General features: G+C 71.8%; 19 protein-coding genes. 7 read left to right on the top strand and 12 right to left on the bottom strand.

Annotation, left to right across the window (positions count from 1 at the left end):
* Positions 1-48: 48 nt before the first annotated feature.
* Entirely contained in the window at positions 49-651 is a 603-nt protein-coding gene (locus MTP10_RS28895; protein WP_310713021.1) for a hypothetical protein, read from the bottom strand.
* Positions 652-835: 184 nt separating this feature from the next.
* Between MTP10_RS28895 and MTP10_RS28890 the strand changes: the two genes are divergently transcribed.
* Positions 836-1,474, top strand: coding sequence for a Uma2 family endonuclease (locus tag MTP10_RS28890; RefSeq protein WP_310713019.1), 639 nt, complete (start codon positions 836-838; stop codon positions 1,472-1,474).
* A gap of 16 nt (positions 1,475-1,490) precedes the next feature.
* On the opposite strand, the gene MTP10_RS28885 is transcribed toward MTP10_RS28890, so the two are convergent.
* Positions 1,491-2,294, bottom strand: coding sequence for an SAM-dependent methyltransferase (locus MTP10_RS28885; protein ID WP_310713018.1), 804 nt, complete (start codon positions 2,292-2,294; stop codon positions 1,491-1,493).
* An 85-nt stretch (positions 2,295-2,379) separates the two neighbouring features.
* Between MTP10_RS28885 and MTP10_RS28880 the strand changes: the two genes are divergently transcribed.
* Positions 2,380-3,345 carry a YafY family protein gene (locus MTP10_RS28880; RefSeq protein WP_310713016.1) on the top strand — a complete coding sequence of 322 codons (966 nt, stop codon included), beginning with the start codon at positions 2,380-2,382 and terminating at the stop codon, positions 3,343-3,345.
* Positions 3,346-3,427: 82 nt separating this feature from the next.
* Entirely contained in the window at positions 3,428-3,931 is a 504-nt protein-coding gene (locus MTP10_RS28875) for a VOC family protein (RefSeq protein WP_310713014.1), read from the top strand.
* 110 nt (positions 3,932-4,041) lie between these two features.
* Here the strand turns inward: MTP10_RS28875 and MTP10_RS28870 are convergent, their stop codons facing one another.
* From MTP10_RS28870 to MTP10_RS28830, 9 genes are all read right to left on the bottom strand, one after another.
* Positions 4,042-6,894 (bottom strand): CDP-glycerol glycerophosphotransferase family protein, encoded by a 2,853-nt coding sequence (locus MTP10_RS28870; protein ID WP_310713013.1) that lies wholly within the window; start codon positions 6,892-6,894, stop codon positions 4,042-4,044.
* Positions 6,895-6,996: 102 nt separating this feature from the next.
* Positions 6,997-7,302, bottom strand: coding sequence for an MGMT family protein (locus MTP10_RS28865; protein ID WP_310713012.1), 306 nt, complete (start codon positions 7,300-7,302; stop codon positions 6,997-6,999).
* A 16-nt stretch (positions 7,303-7,318) separates the two neighbouring features.
* Entirely contained in the window at positions 7,319-7,678 is a 360-nt protein-coding gene (locus MTP10_RS28860; protein WP_310713010.1) for a hypothetical protein, read from the bottom strand.
* Between the two features lie 23 nt (positions 7,679-7,701).
* Positions 7,702-8,874 carry a S8 family serine peptidase gene (locus MTP10_RS28855; protein WP_310713009.1) on the bottom strand — a complete coding sequence of 391 codons (1,173 nt, stop codon included), beginning with the start codon at positions 8,872-8,874 and terminating at the stop codon, positions 7,702-7,704.
* On the bottom strand, positions 8,868-9,668 hold the full coding sequence (locus MTP10_RS28850) for a hypothetical protein (protein WP_310713007.1): 801 nt from the start codon (positions 9,666-9,668) through the stop codon (positions 8,868-8,870). Before MTP10_RS28850 ends, MTP10_RS28855 begins: the two co-directional genes overlap by 7 nt.
* 152 nt (positions 9,669-9,820) lie before the next feature.
* Complete coding sequence (locus MTP10_RS28845; protein WP_310713005.1) at positions 9,821-11,038, bottom strand: S8 family serine peptidase; 1,218 nt, start codon at positions 11,036-11,038, stop codon at positions 9,821-9,823.
* Between the two features lie 56 nt (positions 11,039-11,094).
* Entirely contained in the window at positions 11,095-11,817 is a 723-nt protein-coding gene (locus MTP10_RS28840; protein ID WP_310713003.1) for a hypothetical protein, read from the bottom strand.
* A gap of 149 nt (positions 11,818-11,966) precedes the next feature.
* Entirely contained in the window at positions 11,967-13,148 is a 1,182-nt protein-coding gene (gene moeZ / locus MTP10_RS28835; protein WP_310713001.1) for an adenylyltransferase/sulfurtransferase MoeZ, read from the bottom strand.
* 52 nt (positions 13,149-13,200) lie between these two features.
* Complete coding sequence (locus MTP10_RS28830) at positions 13,201-14,112, bottom strand: alpha/beta hydrolase (RefSeq protein ID WP_310713000.1); 912 nt, start codon at positions 14,110-14,112, stop codon at positions 13,201-13,203.
* Positions 14,113-14,472: 360 nt separating this feature from the next.
* On the opposite strand from MTP10_RS28830, the gene MTP10_RS28825 reads away from it, so the two are divergent.
* The 3 genes from MTP10_RS28825 (at position 14,473) to MTP10_RS28815 (ending at position 15,924) form a co-directional block, all read left to right on the top strand.
* Positions 14,473-14,784 carry a hypothetical protein gene (locus tag MTP10_RS28825; RefSeq protein ID WP_310712998.1) on the top strand — a complete coding sequence of 104 codons (312 nt, stop codon included), beginning with the start codon at positions 14,473-14,475 and terminating at the stop codon, positions 14,782-14,784.
* A gap of 354 nt (positions 14,785-15,138) precedes the next feature.
* Positions 15,139-15,474: a hypothetical protein gene (locus MTP10_RS28820; protein ID WP_310712996.1), complete on the top strand. Its 336-nt coding sequence runs from the start codon at positions 15,139-15,141 to the stop codon at positions 15,472-15,474.
* A gap of 153 nt (positions 15,475-15,627) precedes the next feature.
* Positions 15,628-15,924: a hypothetical protein gene (locus tag MTP10_RS28815; RefSeq protein ID WP_310712994.1), complete on the top strand. Its 297-nt coding sequence runs from the start codon at positions 15,628-15,630 to the stop codon at positions 15,922-15,924.
* An 82-nt stretch (positions 15,925-16,006) separates the two neighbouring features.
* Here the strand turns inward: MTP10_RS28815 and MTP10_RS28810 are convergent, their stop codons facing one another.
* On the bottom strand, positions 16,007-16,906 hold the full coding sequence (locus tag MTP10_RS28810; protein ID WP_310712992.1) for a Ku protein: 900 nt from the start codon (positions 16,904-16,906) through the stop codon (positions 16,007-16,009).
* Positions 16,907-17,002: 96 nt separating this feature from the next.
* Here MTP10_RS28810 and ligD point away from each other — a divergent pair, with 96 nt between their 5' ends.
* Positions 17,003-17,908 carry a non-homologous end-joining DNA ligase gene (ligD, locus tag MTP10_RS28805; protein WP_310712991.1) on the top strand — a complete coding sequence of 302 codons (906 nt, stop codon included), beginning with the start codon at positions 17,003-17,005 and terminating at the stop codon, positions 17,906-17,908.
* Positions 17,909-17,919: the final 11 nt, after the last annotated feature.

The raw sequence follows: 17,919 nt of genomic DNA, 5'->3' as shown, positions 1-17,919 counted from the left end.
ACAGGCCGCCCCGTGCGCATGGACGGCCGCTGGTGTCATGGGCGGGCGCTAGGTGCCGGAGTCCTTCTGGCCGGAGGGGACACCCCGGCTCCTCGGAGAGGCGGCGCCGCTACTCGTCGTGGAGGCGGCCGCGGCCGCCGATGACGGCGTGCTGTTCGCGGATCCGCTCCTCGCCCTCGTGGACGTTCCGCTCCGGCCGCGCGTCGCCGGGGACGTACGCGCCGTCGAGGCCGCGCGTGCGACCGTCTCGGCCGCCGCCCGGGTCGCCTGGGACTCCCGCGCGGTGGCGCCGCCGGCGACGCCCCCCATGAAGCTCTCCCCCGTACGGGCCCGCTGCGCGATGATCGCGCCCGCGCCGATGGCCGCCGCGACGGGCCACTCGATCACGCCCATGACCGCCATCGCCCCCAGGGCCCCGTAGTAGGCCACGCGCTCGGGCGGCGGCAGCATCGACCGCGCGACGTCGGCGGCGTGGCCCATCTCCTGACGGTTGATCCTGGGAACGGGCAGACGCGGCATCGACACGTGCGGCAGGTGCACCCGTCGAGGGCGAACCTCGATGCTCATCATCGGCAGGTCCAGCGTGAACCGTCTGGCGGAGCCGTCCACCGGCCCGGCGGTATCGGACGAACGGGTCTGGGCCTCGGTCATGACGTCGCCTCCGGACTGAATCCCTCTCCGGTTCCCTATCCCACCGCCGGGCGGTTCATGCCCAACACAGCCTTTTTGACCCTTTCCCTACCATGCCTCGCACGGCCTTCCCCCTTCCTCCACTTCGGGGCAGGGCCCGCCCTTACGGTGAGGCGCCGAGCGGACACCGAATCTGGAGGCGCGAATGGCCGCATTGCCTGACGACAGCTGGCTCCTCACCCTTCGCCCCCAGCCATCGCGCGTTACGGCAGAGGAATACGAACTCCTGCCCGAGGAGATCGCGAAAGCCATCGAGATCGTCGACGGCTTCGTCGTCTATTGCGAAGCCCCCACGCCCGACCATCAGATCGCCGGACGGCGACTCGCGAACCTGCTGGAACGTTACGCTCGCGCGGCGGCGAAGGAGGGCCACGGCTGTCTGACGGTGAACAACGACGTGGACCTGCGCCTGCGCGACGTCCCCCTGCTGAACCGGCGCCTCGACGTGGTCCTCTATCACCGTCTTGACCGAGACCGCGGTGAGCGGCTGCGGCCCCAGCACGTCCTTCTCGCCGTGGAGATCGTCTCGCCCGGCTCGGAGACCCGGGACACGACGGACAAGCTCGGCGAGTACGCGAAGGCGGGCATCCCGCACTACTGGGTCGTCCGGCTCGACCGCACGGGCGTCTCCATGGTCGAGCGCTACCGGCTCGACCCCGCCACGAGGCTCTACAAGCACACGGGGACGTTCATGAAGGACGAGCTCGGCGAGACGCCGCTGGTGAGCAACCCCATCCCACTGGTGATCGACTGGTCGGAGCTGGAGTTCGACGCCGCGAGTTAGCCCCTTCGGGACAGGGTCAGGGCTTGCGAGCGATGCCGCCGTACATGAGGCGCTGGCCGACCGTCAGCTCCGCCGGCACCGGACCGTCCGGGCGCCACAGGGGCAGCGGGACGACCCCGGGCTCCAGCAGCTCGAACCCGTCGAAGAAGCCGGTGATCTCCTTCTCCGTGCGGAAGCGGCCCGTGCCGAGGAGGGCGAGGTACTTCTTCTCCGCCTCGCGGGACTCCTCGCTGGAGGCGCAGAAGTGGGTGATGAACAGGTAGCTGCCGGACGGCACCGCCGCCATGTACTTCTCGACGATGCCCTGGGGGTCCTCGTCGTCGTGCAGGTGGTGCAGGATGCCGACCAGCATCACGCCGACCGGCCGGTCCATGTCGATGAGCCGCCTGACGTCCTTGTCGGCGAGGATGGCCGAGGGGTCGCGCAGGTCGGAGGTGACGACGGCGGTGCGCTCGTTCTCGGCGAGCAGCGCCCTGCCGTGGGCCAGCACCATCGGGTCGTTGTCGACGTAGACGACGCGGGACTCGGGGTTCGCGCGCTGGGCGACGTGGTGGGTGTTCTCCAGGGTCGGCAGCCCGGACCCGAGGTCGATGAACTGGCTGACGCCCTGCTCGACGAGGAACCGCACGCCCCGGCCGAGGATCTCCCGGTTGTACGTGGCCACGTCGTAGATCTCGGGGACCACCTTCACGATCTCCGCGACGAACGCGCGGTCGACCTCGAAGTTGTCCTTGCCGTTGAGCACGACGTCATAGGCGCGGGCGATGCTGGGGCGCGTCGTGTCGATGGCGCTCTTCCACTGATCCGGCGTCTCGGCCACGTCGGTCCCCTCTCGATGCTGCGACGACCATGATCCTAGTGCCGTGAACATGAAGGCCGTACGCGTTTAGGGCATTCTGAGGGACATGTCCGGCACCTCCGCCCGCCTGCTGACTCTGCTGTCGCTGCTGCAGACCCCGCGTGAATGGCCCGGCAGCGAGCTCGCGGAGCGGCTGGGGGTCAGCCCGCGCACGATCCGCCGGGACATCGAACGGCTGCGCGACCTCGGCTACCCGGTGCAGGCGAGCATGGGCGGCGCGGGCGGCTACCGGCTGGTGGCGGGCACGGCCATGCCGCCGCTGCTGCTCGACGACGAGGAAGCCGTGGCCATCGCCGTCGGCCTGCGCACCGTGACCCGGCACGCCGTGGACGGCATCGACCAGGCATCGGTACGGGCCCTGGCCAAGCTGCGGCAGGTGCTGCCGTCCCGGCTGCGGGCGCGGGTCGGCGCCCTGAGCACCGCCACGTCGGCGCCGCCGCCCGTCGCCGGGCCGAGTATCGACCCGGAGATCCTCACGTCGCTCGCCACGACGGCCGCCGCCGGGGAGCGGGTGCGTTTCGCGTACCGGTCCGGCGACGGCGCCGAGAGCAGGCGCCACGTGGAGCCGTACGCACTGGTCACCTGGGGCCGGCGCTGGTACCTCCTCGCGTACGACTGCGAGCGGGACGACTGGCGGGTCTTCCGGGTGGACCGCGTCGAGCGGCCCTGGCCCACGGGCGCACGGTTCGCGCCGAGGCCGTTGCCGGCCCCGGACGCCGCCGCCTTCGTCGTCTCCAAGCTCCACACCCTGGCCCCCACCTACCGCGCGGTCGTGACCCTGCACGCTCCGGCCGAGTACGTGAGGACCCGCCTGGGTGACGGCACGGAGGACGTGACGGCCGTCGACGAGCGCACCTGCCGGCTGGACGGCCGCAGCGACACCCTGGAGTGGCTGGCGTTCCGACTGCTCACCCTGGGCTGCGAGTTCGAGGTGCACGAGCCCCCTGAGCTGCTGGAACACCTCCGCGAGCTGGGCGGCCGGGCCCTCCGCGCCACCGCGGGCGCCTCCTGAGGACCGTGTAGGACGGAACCTGACCTACTCCCTGTCTAGTGTCGGAGCAGACATTCCGCAACACGGCACAGGAGGCGGCGACATGCCCGTCAAGCCCATCCCCGACGGCTACACCACCGTCACCCCGTGGATCATCTCCCGCGACACCGCCGCGGTCATCGACTACCTGAAGGAGGCGTTCGGGGGCGAGGAGCTCGGCCGGGTCGTCGACGCCCGTGGCGTGATCGGCCACGCCGAGGTGCGCATCGGGAACGCGATCGTGATGCTGTTCGACGCCGACCCGAGCTGGCCCGCGACGCCCGCGTTCGTCCGGTTGTACGTCGAGGACGCCCACGCCGTCCACCGGCGGGCCGTCGCCGCCGGGGGCACGCCGATCTCGGAGGTCACGCACCTGGCCTTCGGCGACGTGGTGGGCCGGGTACGGGACCCGTTCGGCAACGTGTGGTGGATCCAGACCCGCATCGAGGACGTGTCGCCGGAGGAGCTGGAGCGGCGCTGGAGCGACCCGGTGTTCACGGCGGCCATGGAGTACATGCAGCGTCCGGAGACCGAGATCTTCCCGCCCACCGCTCCTTCTGGCGGCTGACCGCCGTCACGTCGTCCGGCCTCACATGGTCTGGCCCCGCAATCCATTGCCCCCAGCGCCGACGTGAGAGGCCCCGGCAGCGCCGGGGCCTCTCACGTCAGGAGTACGGGTCAGGAGAAGAGGCGGTCCACCACGCGGGCCGTGGCCTTGCCGTCGTCTCTCGGGGCGTAGGTGGCCCGGAAGGCGTCGTAGCGGTCCCTGTGGGCCGCCGCCACCTGGTCGATCGAGCGCAGGGCCTCGACGACCTCGGCCGAGGTGGACAGGACCGGGCCGGGGGCGATCTCCGGCAGGTCCACGTACAGGCCGCGCCGGGAGGAGTACTTGGCCAGGTCGTACGCGTAGAAGACCATAGGGCGGCCCGTGGCGGCGAAGTCGAACATGACGGACGAGTAGTCCGTGACCAGCACGTCCGTCACCAGCAACAAATCCGCCATATCCGGATAAGTCGTGACGTCGTGGGCGATGTCGGGGACGGCGGGCATGGCCTGCATGGGGTGGGCCCGGACCAGGAGCTCGTGGTCGGCTCCCAGCTCCTCCCGCGCCTTGGCCAGGTCGAGCTTGACCATGGCGTTCTTGCGGTCGTAGTCGCGGTACGTCGGCGCGTACAGCACCACCCGCTTGCCCTCGGCCAGCCCCAGCCGCTCGCGCACCCGCGCGGCCAGCCGCTCGCGGTCGGGCGAGGTGAGCACGTCGTTGCGCGGCAGCCCGCTCTCCAGGACCTCGCCCTGAAAGCCGAACGCCTTGCGCAGCACCGGCGTCGCCCACGGCGACTGCGACAGCAGCACGTCCCAGCCGCGTACCTCCGTCGCCTGCCGGTGCCAGATCGGCGGCCGGGGGTCGCGGGCCATGTGCGGCTGGTCGTTGCCGACGTGCTTGGCCGGGGTGCCGTTCCAGGTCTGGAGGACGACCTGGTCCTCGCGGGCCCGGAACCAGACGGGCAGGAAGGAGTTGGTCACGATGTGGCGGGACCTGGCCAGCGCGGCGTGGTGCTCGCGGCTGCCGGCGCGCACCACGGTGGCGCCGCCCGGCGGGGTGAACGCGCCGTCCTTGACGATCCAGATGTGCTCGCGGTCGTCGCCGCGCCGCAGCCGCTCCTCGTAGACGGCCCGGACGCTGTCGGCGTAGAGCCGGCCGTCGTTGACCACGTAGACGGTCGCGTCGGTGAGCGGCTCGGTGCGCTGGGCCGGGTAGAAGACCTTCCGCAGCACGTGGGTGCCGGCCACGCCCTTCTCGTCGGCGGGCCGCGACTCCTCGACCGCGATCACCGGCACGTCGAAGCGGGTGGACACCATCCGGAACGCGTGCCCGCCCAGCTCGCGCGGCTCCTCGTCCAGCCCCGGCAGGGCGGCGTGGTCCATGCGCAGCGGGACGATCTCGCCGGAGGGGTGGCGGGTCGACAGGTTCCAGGTGCCGGAGGACAGCGGGAGGCTCTCGCCGAACCGGTCCATGGCCGAGGGCGTGATCCGGACGGAGAAGTTCTCGCCGTCGCGCTCCATCGGGATGCCGTAACAGAGCCCGGAGCGGTGGCGCAGGGTGAGGACGCGGTGCCCGGGGGCGTCGGGGTAGCTCCCCCGCAGGACCAGGGCGGACCCGTCCCAGACGGCCGAGGAGATGACCGGGCGGATGCGGTGGGCCGAGACGATGACGCGGTCGCGCCGGTCGCCGAGCACGGTGATCTCGCGGTCGCCGATGGTGGCCCGGGTGTCGACCAGGTCGGCCAGCATGACCGAGGCCGCCGGGTCGCCCTTGGGCTCGACCCAGAGCCGCCGGCCGTCCTTCTCGTGGAGCAGCGCGGAGACGGCCTGGACGACCACGACCTCCGTGCCGCCGTCCTTGGGCGTGAAGTCGGCCGCCATGCGGTGGCCGCCCAGCCGGGCGTGCCCCCTGGTGACGGTACGGCCGGGCAGGAAGATCTTCAGCTCCAGGCGGTCGCCCTCGACGGAGACGCCGGTCAGCTCGGCCCGGTTGGGCTGGAGCACCACCTGGAGGGCGCGGTCGGACGTCCACGTGGGCCTGACCCACCAGCCGGGCCGCAGCTTGAGCCCGGCGGGACGCTCGGCGCGGCCCACCGCGAAGCCGCGCAGCAGGCCGGTGGCGCGGGCGCCGCGGCTCCAGAACACGATCTCGGCCCGCCACGTCGTGGCGTCGGCCACGGCCGGCCGGTGGCGCATCCGGCGGCGGGCGGCGTGGACGACGCCGCGCACGGCGCCGCGCCAGCGCAGCGACCAGGGGCTCAGCTCGGCCGAGAACCCCGACCAGTCGTAGTTGCAGCCCGGCTCGCGGGCGCCGTGGGTGGCCTCCGGCTCGAACGTCCGGCGGGTCCGCAGGCGCACGGGCGGCAGCCAGCGGGGCCCGCGCAGCACGACGGTCGCCCGGTTGAAGCGGCGGCTGCGCACCGACAGCCCGGCGAGGTAGGCGAACCCGGTGATGCGCAGCCTGCCGTCGACCCACTGGATGTCGTCGATGTGGGTGACCGGCACCATGTCGGAGCGCCGCAGCTCGTACAGCGCGGACGGCAGTTCGTCCTGGAACGGCAGGTCGGCGTACCAGCGCAGGCCCTTGCGGATGCGCTTGGACGGCTCGGCCGCGGCGGCGACGGCCGTCGCCAGCGTCTCGCCGTCGATGAGCTCCTCGTCGGGGCGGTGCTCGACGAGGTGGCAGATCAGGCGGCGGGCGACGGGCAGGTCGCGCTTGACGCGCTCGTCCACCGCCGCGAGGTACGGGCGCAGCAGGGTGACGAGCTCGCGCCGGCGGGCGGGCCCGCGTTTGACGGCGACGTCCATCCGCGCGCCCAGCGGGCCGCTGAGCACCTCGGCGTCGAACGCCGCGTCCTGACCGCCAGGACCGACCGCGCGCATGATCGCGTCGAGGGGTTCGCCACGATCGCAGAGATCCTGGACGACCTTCAGACGATCGGCGGCCGGAACTCCGCCCTGGCTCTGGGCTGTTACGCCGGTGGCCATGGGGGGCACCGCCTTTCGGACCGCCATCACCTGTTTTGCCCATGCTAAGGGGAGTCTCGTACCGCAGATGCACCGTCGGGGCGAATCCGCAGCTCAAACGTTTTACTGAGAATCCACTGAACGCCCGTCCCAGCGCGCGGTCCGCATGTCGGCCTTCTCGCCCCGTCTGGGCGTGCCCTCGGCCCGCCAGTGCTCGAGGCACTCCTGGAGATGACCGGCCGAGGCGGCCCCGCCGTCGGCGTGGACGACGCGCCACCACGGCACGCCGCCGCCCCACGTGGACATCACGGCGCCGACCTGGCGCGGGCCGCCCTCGCCGAGATACTCGGCGATGTCGCCGTACGACATGACGCGGCCCGGCGGGATGGACTCCACCACCTGGAGGACGCGCTCCGCGTACGGGTTCACCGGCGGCCCCGCGGCGTCACGGTCCCCACGCGGCGGGACCCGCGTCGATGATCTCGTCGAACTTGCCCAGATCGGTCGTCGTGCCGCCGGCCGTCACCTGGACCACGCCGTCGCGCAGCGTGTAACTCTCACCGTCCTCGCCGACCAGCCGGGCGCCGAGCAGCGCGGCCAGCCGGACGAGCTGTGCCACCTGCCAGTCGGATCCGGGCTCACCGACCACCTGGTCGGTCCAGCGTGCCACGGTGTGCGCGCCGCCGCCGTGCCTGGCGACGATCTCCCGCGATCCGCGCAGCTCGAACCCGGCCGGCGCGATCGCCCTCGCGAGGTCGGCGTAGGCGATCGGCGCCTCCCGGACCACGCGCAGCTCGTATCCCATGACGCGGGACCATAGCGGATCTTTCACCCTCTACGCTGATTGAGCGCCATGATCGCCCCGCTGAACGTGACCAGCGCCACGAGGGCGGCCCCGCCGAACAGCCAGAGCCGCCACGGCTCGGGTCCGGGCCGCGACGGAGCCGGGCTGTCCTCTCCCTCGCCGAAGTGCAGGTCGTCGGACACGTCCGGCGCGGGCTTGGCCTGCGCGAGGCGCTCGGCGGCGTTGAGGGCGGCGCCCGCGTCGACCACGCCGAAGCCGACCTTGTCGTCGTACCCGGCCGCCGGACGGCCGCGCGCGCTGGACGACAGGGCCTGCGCCACCCGCTCGGGCGGCAGGGCGGGGTAGCGGGCCTTGATCAGCGCGGCCACCCCGGCGACGAGCGCGCCGGCCGAGCTGGTGCCCTCGGACGGCTCGTAGCCGCCCCCCATCCTGGCCACGGGCACGCCCACGCCGGGCGCCGCGACGAGGACGGACAGGTTGTCGCTGCTGAACGGCGCCCGCCTTCCCTGCTTGTCCACGGCCGCCACGCCGATGACACCCGGGTAGCCGGCGGGGAAGCTCCAGTAGGAGGTGCCCTTCTGCTGGGCGTAACCGGTCTGCCCGTCGTTGCCCACGGCGGCGACCAGCACCACGCCCTTGCCCAGCGCGTAGGAGACGGCCTCGCGCTCGGACTTGAGCGGGCCGTAGCCGCCGATCGACATGCTGACGACCTGGGCGCCGTGGTTGGCGGCGTAGCGCAGGCCCCTGGCCAGCGGGCTCTCCAGACCGGAGTCCTCGTCGGGACGGGGGGCGGGCGCCGGCTCTATGGTGCCGGTGCCGGGCTCCTCGTCCAGGGCCAGCGGCACGGACAGGATGCGGGCGTCGGGCGCGACGCCGACCAGCCCGTTCTTGGCGCCCGAGCCGGCGACGAGCGCGGCCATGGAGGTGCCGTGCTCGCCGGGCCTGGCCTCGCGCTGCACGGACGAGGTGCTCATGTCAGGGCCCGTCGTCACCTTGCCGCGCAGCTCCTTGAGCTTCGGGTCCACGCCGCTGTCGATGACGGCGACGGTGACGCCGCGGCCCTTGGTGACGGCCCACGCCTGCTCGACGTTGAGCGCGTCGAGCACCCACTGTTGCTGCTCCCGTACGGGGACGCTCGCGGGGGACTGCAGGGTCAGGGCCGCGGCGGCGAGCACGCGGACGGCGGCGGTCAGCACACGTTCCCCTGGGTGCAGGGCGGGACCTTGGGCGGGTCGGCGAGGAAGTAGGCGATCTGGTTGCCGATGGACTTGGCGGCCGGCCACAGCTCGCTGTGCAGGATCTCCTCCGGCGGGACGGCCGCGCGCGTGCGCCCGTCGGCGTAGCCCGCGGTGGAGAACACGATGTACGGCCCGGCGCCCACCCAGCCGGCGCGCTGGCGCTGCTCGGTGCCGAACCGCTCGGTCACCGTGCCGGGGAACGCCACGGGCAGCACGCCCACCCGGTCGTCCTGGCTGAGCTGCTCGGTCGCCGACAGCCGGGCCTCCTCGTCCTTGAGCACGGCCACGCCGACCGTGAACACGAACGTGGCCGTCTGGTCCACGTACGTGGCGCGGAGCATGGTCACGCAGCCGTGGTCGTCGAGGACGGCGGCCACCGAGGCGTCCACGCCGTCGCGGCACTCCGTCTCGGGGGCGATGCCGACGCGCCGGGCGTACTGCTGGGCGCTGTCGAGTCCCTGGTACTTGACCTCTTCCGGGAACACGCCCGTCGCCGGCCACGCCTGCCAGCGGCGGGCGATCTCCTCCTGCTTGTAGCGGTTCTGCTCGGCGGGGGTCAGGGGGCGGGAGCGGTTCTCGGCGAGCAGCCCGACGGTCCCGAGCAGCACGACGACGGCCGACATGGCCATGACGGCGCCGACGAGCACGACGAACCAGCGGCGGTAGCGCACGCCACGCCGCAACTCCTCCCGCTCGGCACGCTCCCGGGCGGCTGTGCCGGCGCGGGTGGTGGCCGCCGGCCAGGCACGCACCCGCGAGCGGCGACCGGACTGGGAGCCCAGGGGATTTCGCCGTCCCGGTGTCCCTCCGGCGCGCGGGAGCCCCGAATTCGTCCTACGTGCCTTCACCACCGCCTCGTTCCCGGGGTCGCTCGGTGTGTATTTCGTCCCCCTTGGCACGCGGATCATGCGTCTTGCAGGCTGTGTGCGCGGCGCACGCGCCTGACCAGGAGGTACATGGCGGCCACGGAGGCCAGCGCCCCGCCCGCAGCCACGGCGGCCACGGCGACGTAGGCGTGGACCCTGTCCCGGTCGCGCGCGACCACCTGGACGGGGGCCGACGCCCCGCCTCCCACAGGGTAGGCCGGGTCCTGGGCCTGGCCGCCGGTGGCGGTCTCGGTGTGGCGGGCCAGCCGGGCGGCCTCGGCCAGGGCGCGGCGGGCGTTCACGACGCCGAACCCGGTGCCCGTGTCGTAGCCGCCCGGGGGCCGGTCGATGGCGCTCGCGGTGAGGGCTCGGGCGACCAATGGCGGCGACATTTCCGGATATTTCGCTTTTATGAGGGCGGCTACTCCGGAGACCAGCGCGGTCGCCTGCGAGGTGCCGCGGCCGATCCAGTACTGGTCGCCCGGTCCCGCACCCATGATGTCGACGCCCGGCGCGGCCACCACCACCGAGGAGTTGCCGTTGGAGAACGTCGCCCGCCGCAGCCGCCGGTCCGTCGCGCCCACCGCCACCACGCCGGGGAACGCCGCCGGGTAGGAGTACGGCGCCTCATGGCCGGCACCGCCCCCGCGCGCCCCGTCGTTGCCGGCCGCGGCCACGAGCACGACGCCCCTGGAGATCGCGTACCCGATCGCGGCCCGCTCCTCCCTGGTCGGCAGCTCCTTCGACAGCGACAGGTTGATCACGTCCGCGCCCTTGTCGACGGCGTAGCGGATGCCCCGCGCCACCACGTTCTCGAAGCGCGGATGCGTGTTGAACACCCGGAACCCCCGCTCCTCGTCCTCGAGGATCACCCGCACCGAGAGGATCTCGGCCTCGGGGGCGACGCCGATGACGCCGCGCGAGCCGTCCGGGCCGTGCCCGTGGCCCGCGATGAGCGAGGCCATGTACGTGCCGTGCAGGCGGAGGGGGCGCACGCCTGGCGGGTTGGCGCCCTTGGTGAAGTCCTTGCCGACGGTAACGGAGCCGGCCAGGTCGCGGTGCAGGGAGTCCACGCCCGAGTCGAGCACGGCCACGGTGACCCCGCCGCCCCTGGTGGCCCGCCACGCCCTGGGCAGCTCCAGGGTGTCGATGACCGGCTGCTGCTCGCCGCGCACGTCGTCGGCCAGCGCGGGCGCCCCGGCGACCAGCACCGCCCCGGCCGCCACCACACCGGCGCCCATCACCCGGAATCTCATCACCCGGAATCTCAGGGCCCGGGGATTCAGCGCTCGGGGATTCAGCGCTCGGGGATTCAGCATCGCCACTCCGGCGCGGCGCAGTCGGGCAGGCTGGGAGTGGTCAGGCTGTGCAGGACGTGCGCGGCCAGCTCGCTCCCGTACGAGAAGACGGCCGGCCGCTGCTCCCCCGCCGTCCGCGCCGGCCGCCCGTCGGCCTGTCCCGCCGTGGTCAGCACCACGTACGGCCCGGCCTGGCGTACGGAGCCGGCCTGCCGTACGGACGGGGTGAAGCGGTCGGCGACCGTGCCGCGGAACGCGAGCGGGCGCAGGCCGGGAACCGGCTCTCCCGCCTGCGGGAAGGCAGCCGTGGCGCGGGCGGCGGCGCGCTCGTCGGGGAACGCGGCGACGCCCACGGTGACCAGCACGCCCCGCAGCGCGTCGATGTAGGTGGCGCGGAGCACCGCCCGGCAGCCGGCCCGGCGCAGCGCCGCGTCGGCTGCCGGGTCCACGGCCCCGGCGCAGCCCGTGCGCGGCGAGATGCCGATCCGGCTGGCCTGCTCGATGCCGCCCTGCTCGGCGGAGTACGCCAGGCGGGCCGGGAAGACGCGCCCCGCCGGCCAGACACGCCACCGCTCGGCCGTCTCCCGCTTGACGGCGGCGCGCAGCTCGGCGGTGTTGGGGCCGCGGGTCAGCTCCGTGCCCGCCGCACCGGCCGCCACCCCGGCGGTCACCGCGCAGACGAGCGTCAGCGCGGAGGCCACCACGAGGGCAGGCCAGCAGGGGCGGGCAATGTCCACGGCTTCGACCTTAATGCGGGCGACCCGGTGCCATCCCCAGAAACCGGACCAGCAGCAGAAACCGGTCTATCTCCGGACCACCGACAGCCCGAAGCAACGAAAGAACCGGCCGCCCCGAGGGACGGCCGGTCCGGTGAAGCACTCCGCGGTCAGTAGGACGGCAGGCTGGGGTCCACGGTCTTGACCCAGCTCAGCACGCCGCCGCCGACGTGGACGGCGTCGGAGAAGCCGGCGTTCTTGACGATGGCCAGCGCCTCCGCCGAGCGTGCCCCCGACTTGCAGTGCAGCACGATGCGCTTGTCCTGCGGCAGCCGCTCCAGCGCCGAGCCGTTGAGGAACTCGCCCTTCGGGATCAGCGTGGCGCCGGGGATGGAGACGATCTCGTACTCGTTCGGCTCGCGGACGTCCACGAGGAAGATGTTGTCGCCGTTGTCCTGCATGGCCTTGAGCTCCTGCGCGGTGATCGTGGAGCCCGAGGCCGCCTCGGCGGCCTCGTCGGAGAGCGCGCCGCAGAACGCCTCGTAGTCGTCGAGCAGCGCGGTGACGGTGGGGTTCTTGCCGCACAGCACGCACTCGGGGTCCTTGCGGACCTTGACGTCGCGGTACTTCATCTCCAGGGCGTCGTAGATCATCAGCCGGCCCACGAGCGGGTCGCCGATGCCGGTGAGCAGCTTGATGGCCTCGTTGACCTGGATGGAGCCGATCGACGCGCACAGCACGCCGAGCACGCCGCCCTCGGCGCAGGACGGGACCATGCCGGGAGGCGGGGGCTCCGGGTAGAGGCAGCGGTAGCAGGGGCCGTGCTCGGCCCAGAACACGCTCGCCTGCCCGTCGAAGCGGTAGATGGAGCCCCACACGTACGGCTTGCCGAGCAGGACCGCCGCGTCGTTGACCATGTAACGGGTGGCGAAGTTGTCCGTGCCGTCGACGATGAGGTCGTAGCCGGAGAAGATCTCCATCACGTTGTCGTTGGTCAGCGCGGTGTTGTGGACGATCACGTCGACCAGCGGGTTGATCTCACGGACGGTCGCCGCGGCGCTCTCGGCCTTCGGCCGGCCGACGTCGGACTGGCCGTGGATGATCTGGCGCTGCAGGTTGGACTCGTCGACGACGTCGAAGTCGATGATGCCGAGCGTGCCGACACCCGCCGCCGCGAGGTACATCAGCGCGGGGGAGCCCAGGCCGCCCGCGCCCACGCAGAGCACCTTGGCGTTCTTCAGCCGCTTCTGCCCGGCCATCCCCACGTCGGGAATGATCAGGTGGCGTGAGTAGCGGCGCACTTCGTCAACGGTCAGCTCGGCGGCCGGCTCGACCAGCGGTGGCAACGACACTTTCTACGCTCCCGTTCCAGGGGGACCCATCTCACGTTCCTCAGGTTGGAACCTAGCCGGTGAGCGGGGCATTCCCCAATCGCGTCTCACCGATCAGACGGCGGGCCTCGGCGGCCACCACGGAGGGCATCTCCATCATCGCCACGTGCCCCGCCCTGGGCAACAGAACGAGCCTGACCTGCTGGAACGTGCGGGCCGCCTTGGCGGCCATGGCGGGACGGACCAGCCGGTCGTGCCGGCCGTGGATGATCAGCGTGGGCGCCTGGACGCGGGCGGCGCACCGCCACAGGCTGTCCGCGCCGCGCCGGAAGTACTCCGCGAAGTACTCCGCGACGATGCCCCGGGCCGAGCCGATCATGGCGGCTCCGGCGTACGGCAGGTCGTCGCGCCTGCGCAGCTCCTCGACGGCGTCGCGCAGCCGTACGGGATGGACGGCGCCGACGTTGGCCCACACCATCGCGAACGAGGCGTTGATGCGCTGCTCGGCCGGGACGAGCCGGAGCTTGTCGGCCACCCACTCGCCGAGCCTGGGCGTCGCCGCGGCGGCCACGCGGACCGGCCCGTACCTGGGCAGCAGGTCGGGCAGCGCGGGCGAGATGAGCGTGAGCGAGCGCACCAGGCGGGGGCGTTCCGCGGCGACGCGGACGGCCACCGCTCCCCCGAGCGAGTTGCCGAACAGGTGGGCCGGCCCCGTGCGCTCCAGCAGGCCGATGACGGCCCTGGCGTGCGCGGCGACGCTGTAGTCCCCGTCCTCGGGGGCCGGTGAGTGGCCGGCGCCCGGCAGGTCGATCGCGTGGCCGGTGACGACGTCCTTGAGCTCGTCCATCAGGTCCGTCCAGTTGGTGGCGGCCCCGGCCAGCCCATGGACGAACACGGCCTGTTCGGGAGCACCGTCCGGGGTGGATCTGACGTGCACCGAGCCGACCATGCGTCCTGGCCAGTGCGGGATCGGCTCTGCTGCCATGTGCCCTCCTCGTTCGCGCCCAGTCCACGATAGCGACCCGCCTCGCGACACATCACACCATCCCATGACATAAGGGACTTAATAGCATTTTTCGGGATGTGGCTGCTTCTATTAGTGCGGCATATCCGCCGAACTGGCAGAGCAAAACGGACATATCATGGCAATTCATTTCATAAACACTTAATAAGAGCAATGGGACCGTTAGGGTATAGCAAAACGGCCCGATTCTCGTTTGCAGCCCCCGGCCGCCGGAAATGAAAAGCGTCGGATGGGGCTTTTGGTCACCATCCACGGCATATTCCGTTCAAGACGGAATATGCCAAAAGAACCAGGGCAACCGATCCTTTAGGGGGGAACTCAATGCCCACGTTCAAGAGCGCAATCGCAGGTCTCGCGCTGGCCACCGCCGCGACCGGCGGCGTGGTCACCGTCGGCGCGCTGACCACCGCGTCGTCCGCCGGTGCCACCACGGTCACCAGCACGTCGGGTGACTTCAGCATGGGCTGCTGGCGCCGTTGGGGCTGCGGCTTCCGCGGTGGCTGGGGCGGCCGTCGCGGCCACCAGCGCGTGAAGATCCACATCCACATCCACAACAACAACGTGAACAACAACGACAACGACGCCGACGCCGACGCCGTTGCCGTGTCGCGGCACGGCGAGGACGACGACTGACCGTCGTCCGAGCCCTGAGGCGCTCCATCGGAGCGCCGGGCCGGCCGGGGCGCACGTGAGCCGTGCGCCGCTTTCCGGCCGGGGTGAGCCCCGCGCTCACGATTGAGGAGCGCCCGCGTTCATCGGGGTCGTCGTTCGCCAGGACGAACGGCGACCCCCCTCGGCGGACACGGGCACCACAGAAATCGCAGAGAAACATAGCAAGACGTAGGACCCGTAGCTGGACCGGGGAAACTCCAGCCCATTTCCCGGCGCGTTCGGCAGCACCTCCGGAGCGCTTTCACCGGCCATTCCCGCGGCGCCGCAGCAAGCGCCCGGGCGGCACTTTCACTCACCATTCTTCGGGGAGAATTCATGTTCAAGCACGCGATGGCGGGCCTCGCGGCCGCCACGGCCCTTTCCGGCGGATTCGTCGCTCTGGGCGCGGCCACCACCACGGCCACCGCAGGTGCCACCTCCGTGGACTTCAGCACGAGCTGCGGCCACAGCTGGGGCTGCGGCTGCCGCTGGCGTTGCGGCGGCTGGGGCGGCGGCTGGGGCCGCGGCAACAACGGCGGCAACTCCAGGATCAGGCTGCGCTTCCACATCCACAACAACAACGTCAACACCAACGACAACGACGCCGACGCCGACGCCATCGCCGTGGCGCGCGACGACGACCGCGGTCGCGGCCGCGGCCCGGTCGAGTAGCCGACCGGTCGAGCCTTCCGGATCGAGCCTCGGCTCATCCATCGAGTGCCTGCGTTCACCGTCGTCAGGTCCCGCCCCAGCGGCGGCCCTGCGAACGCAGGCACTCGTTCGTTATGTAGCGCCATCAACCATCACGTTTCGAGGAGCATCCGCATGTCCATGTACAAGCACGCGGTCGCGGGCGTCGTGACCGCCGTCGCGCTGGCCGGCGGCGTCGTCGCCATCGCCTCCGCCACCATGTCGTCCGCCTCGGCCACGACGCCGACCGCCTCCGTCGGCCTGCAGGCCGGCGGCTGGGGCGACGGTCACCGCAACCGCATCAGGATCCGCCTGCGCAACAACAACGTCAGCACCAACCACAACCACGCCGACGCCGACGCCTTCGCGATCTCGACCTCCCGGCCGCGGCCGCGGCCCACGGTCACGATCACCCGGGGACCCGGCCAGTAACCGGGGAAGCCGTGCGAAAAGCGCGCCGTGTGACCTGTGGGTCACACGGCGCGTTGCGTTCGAGGGTGCCGGATTGCCGGGCTCAGGCTGACTTGCGGGTCTTGCGCTTGGGGGCGGCCTTCTCCTCGCCCTTGCGCGTCCCCTTCTCCTCGACGGTCTTCGGCTCCTTGGCCGCCGTCTTCCCGCCCCTGGCGGGCTGGCCGGAGCGCTCCCGCTTGGCGGCCTCCACGCTGGCCCGCAGCGCGGCCATGAGGTCCACGGCGGGGCCGCCCTCCTCCTCGCCCTCCTGGGGCGCGACGACCTCCTTGCCCTCCACCTTGGCCTCGATCACCTGTTGCAGAGCCTCGCGGTAGGCGTCGTGGTACTCGGTCGGGTCGAAGTCGGACTCCATCGTGGTGATCAGGGACTCGGCCATCTTGAGCTCCTGCGGCCGTACCTCGATGTCCTCCTCCAGGAACTCGAAGTCCGGCTTGCGAATCTCGTCCGGCCACAGCATCGTCTCCAGCACGAACACGCCGTCGCGCACCCGCAGCGTCGCCAGCGACTCGCGCTGGCGCAGCGCCACCTTCACGACCGCCACCTGTCCCGAGCTCTCCAGCGCGTTCCGGAGCAGCACGTACGGCTTGGCGCCCTGCCCGTCCGGCTCCAGGTAGTACGACTTGGCGAAGTAGATGGGGTCGATCTGCTCGGCCGGGGCGAACTGGAGCACGTCGATGCGGCGCGACGAGCTGAGCGGCAGGTCCTCGAAGTCCTCGTCGGTCAGCACCACGATCTCGCCGGTGGCCAGCTCGTACCCCTTGGCGATGTCGGAGTACGAGACCTCCTCGCCGTCCACCGTGCAGACCCGCTTGTAGCGGATGCGGCCGCCGTCCTCGCGGTGGACCTGGTGGAAGGTGACGTCCTTCTGCTCCGTGGCGGAGAAGAGCTTGACGGGGATCGTGACCAGCCCGAAGGAGATCGCACCCTTCCAGATGCTGCGCATGGTCACTCCTCAAGCGGTAACAGGTGGCCGGCCAATGGGCACATACCCGTCATGGGGCAAGGAATGCCATACCTAATGCCACATTCGATCGAACCAATGCTGGCCGTACCCGGCGAACTCCCCAAGGACCGGGCAGGCTACGGCCTGGAGGTCAAGTGGGACGGCATCCGGGCGCTCCTCCACCTCGACGGCGGCCTGCGGCTGACCGGGCGGCACGGCGCCGACTACACCCGCCGCTATCCGGAGATATCCGTACGCGAGGCGAAGACCGCCGCCGGGCTCGGCGTGCAGAGCGCCGTCATCGACGGCGAGCTGGTGGCCTTCGACCCCCGCGGCCGGCCGAGCTTCACGCGGCTGCAACGGCGGATGAACCTCACCGACCCCGAGCCGGCCGTGCTGCGCCTCCACCCCATCACCTTCCTCCCCTTCGACCTGCTGTACCTCGACGGCACCCCGCTCCTCGACCTGCCGTACCGTGACCGGCGCGGCCTGCTCGACGAGCTGGACGCCGGCGCCCCGCCGTACTTCCCCGGCGAGTCGGACCTGCTCGCGGCCACGCGGGAGCAGGGCCTGGAGGGGGTCGTCGCCAAGCGGCTGGACTCCCCTTACCGGCCGGGCGAGCGCTCCCCGTGGTGGGTCAAGGTCAAGCACCTGCGCACCACCGAGGTGGTCGTCGGCGGCTGGAAACCCGGCAAGGGCCGCCGGGCGGGCGGCATCGGGTCGTTGCTCATGGGCGTGTTCACCGGCGAGGGGCTCCGGTACGTCGGTCACGTCGGGACCGGATTCACCGACGCCACGCTCGACGAGCTGTACGCCCTGCTGGCGCCCCTGGAGATCCGGCACAGCCCGTTCGGCGATCCCGTGCCGTGGCGGAACCGGTGGGTTAGACCGGACATCGTCGGGGAGGTGGCCTACACGATGTGGACCGACGACCTGAGACTCCGGCACCCCGTGTGGCGTGGGCTTCGCCCCGACAAGATCCCCGCGGAGGTCACCCTGTGAGCGCCGCGGAG

The organism is Nonomuraea sp. 3-1Str (genome assembly GCF_031570565.1).
Classification (GTDB): Bacteria; Actinomycetota; Actinomycetes; order Streptosporangiales; family Streptosporangiaceae; genus Nonomuraea.
This window is presented reverse-complemented; position numbering and strand designations above follow the sequence as displayed.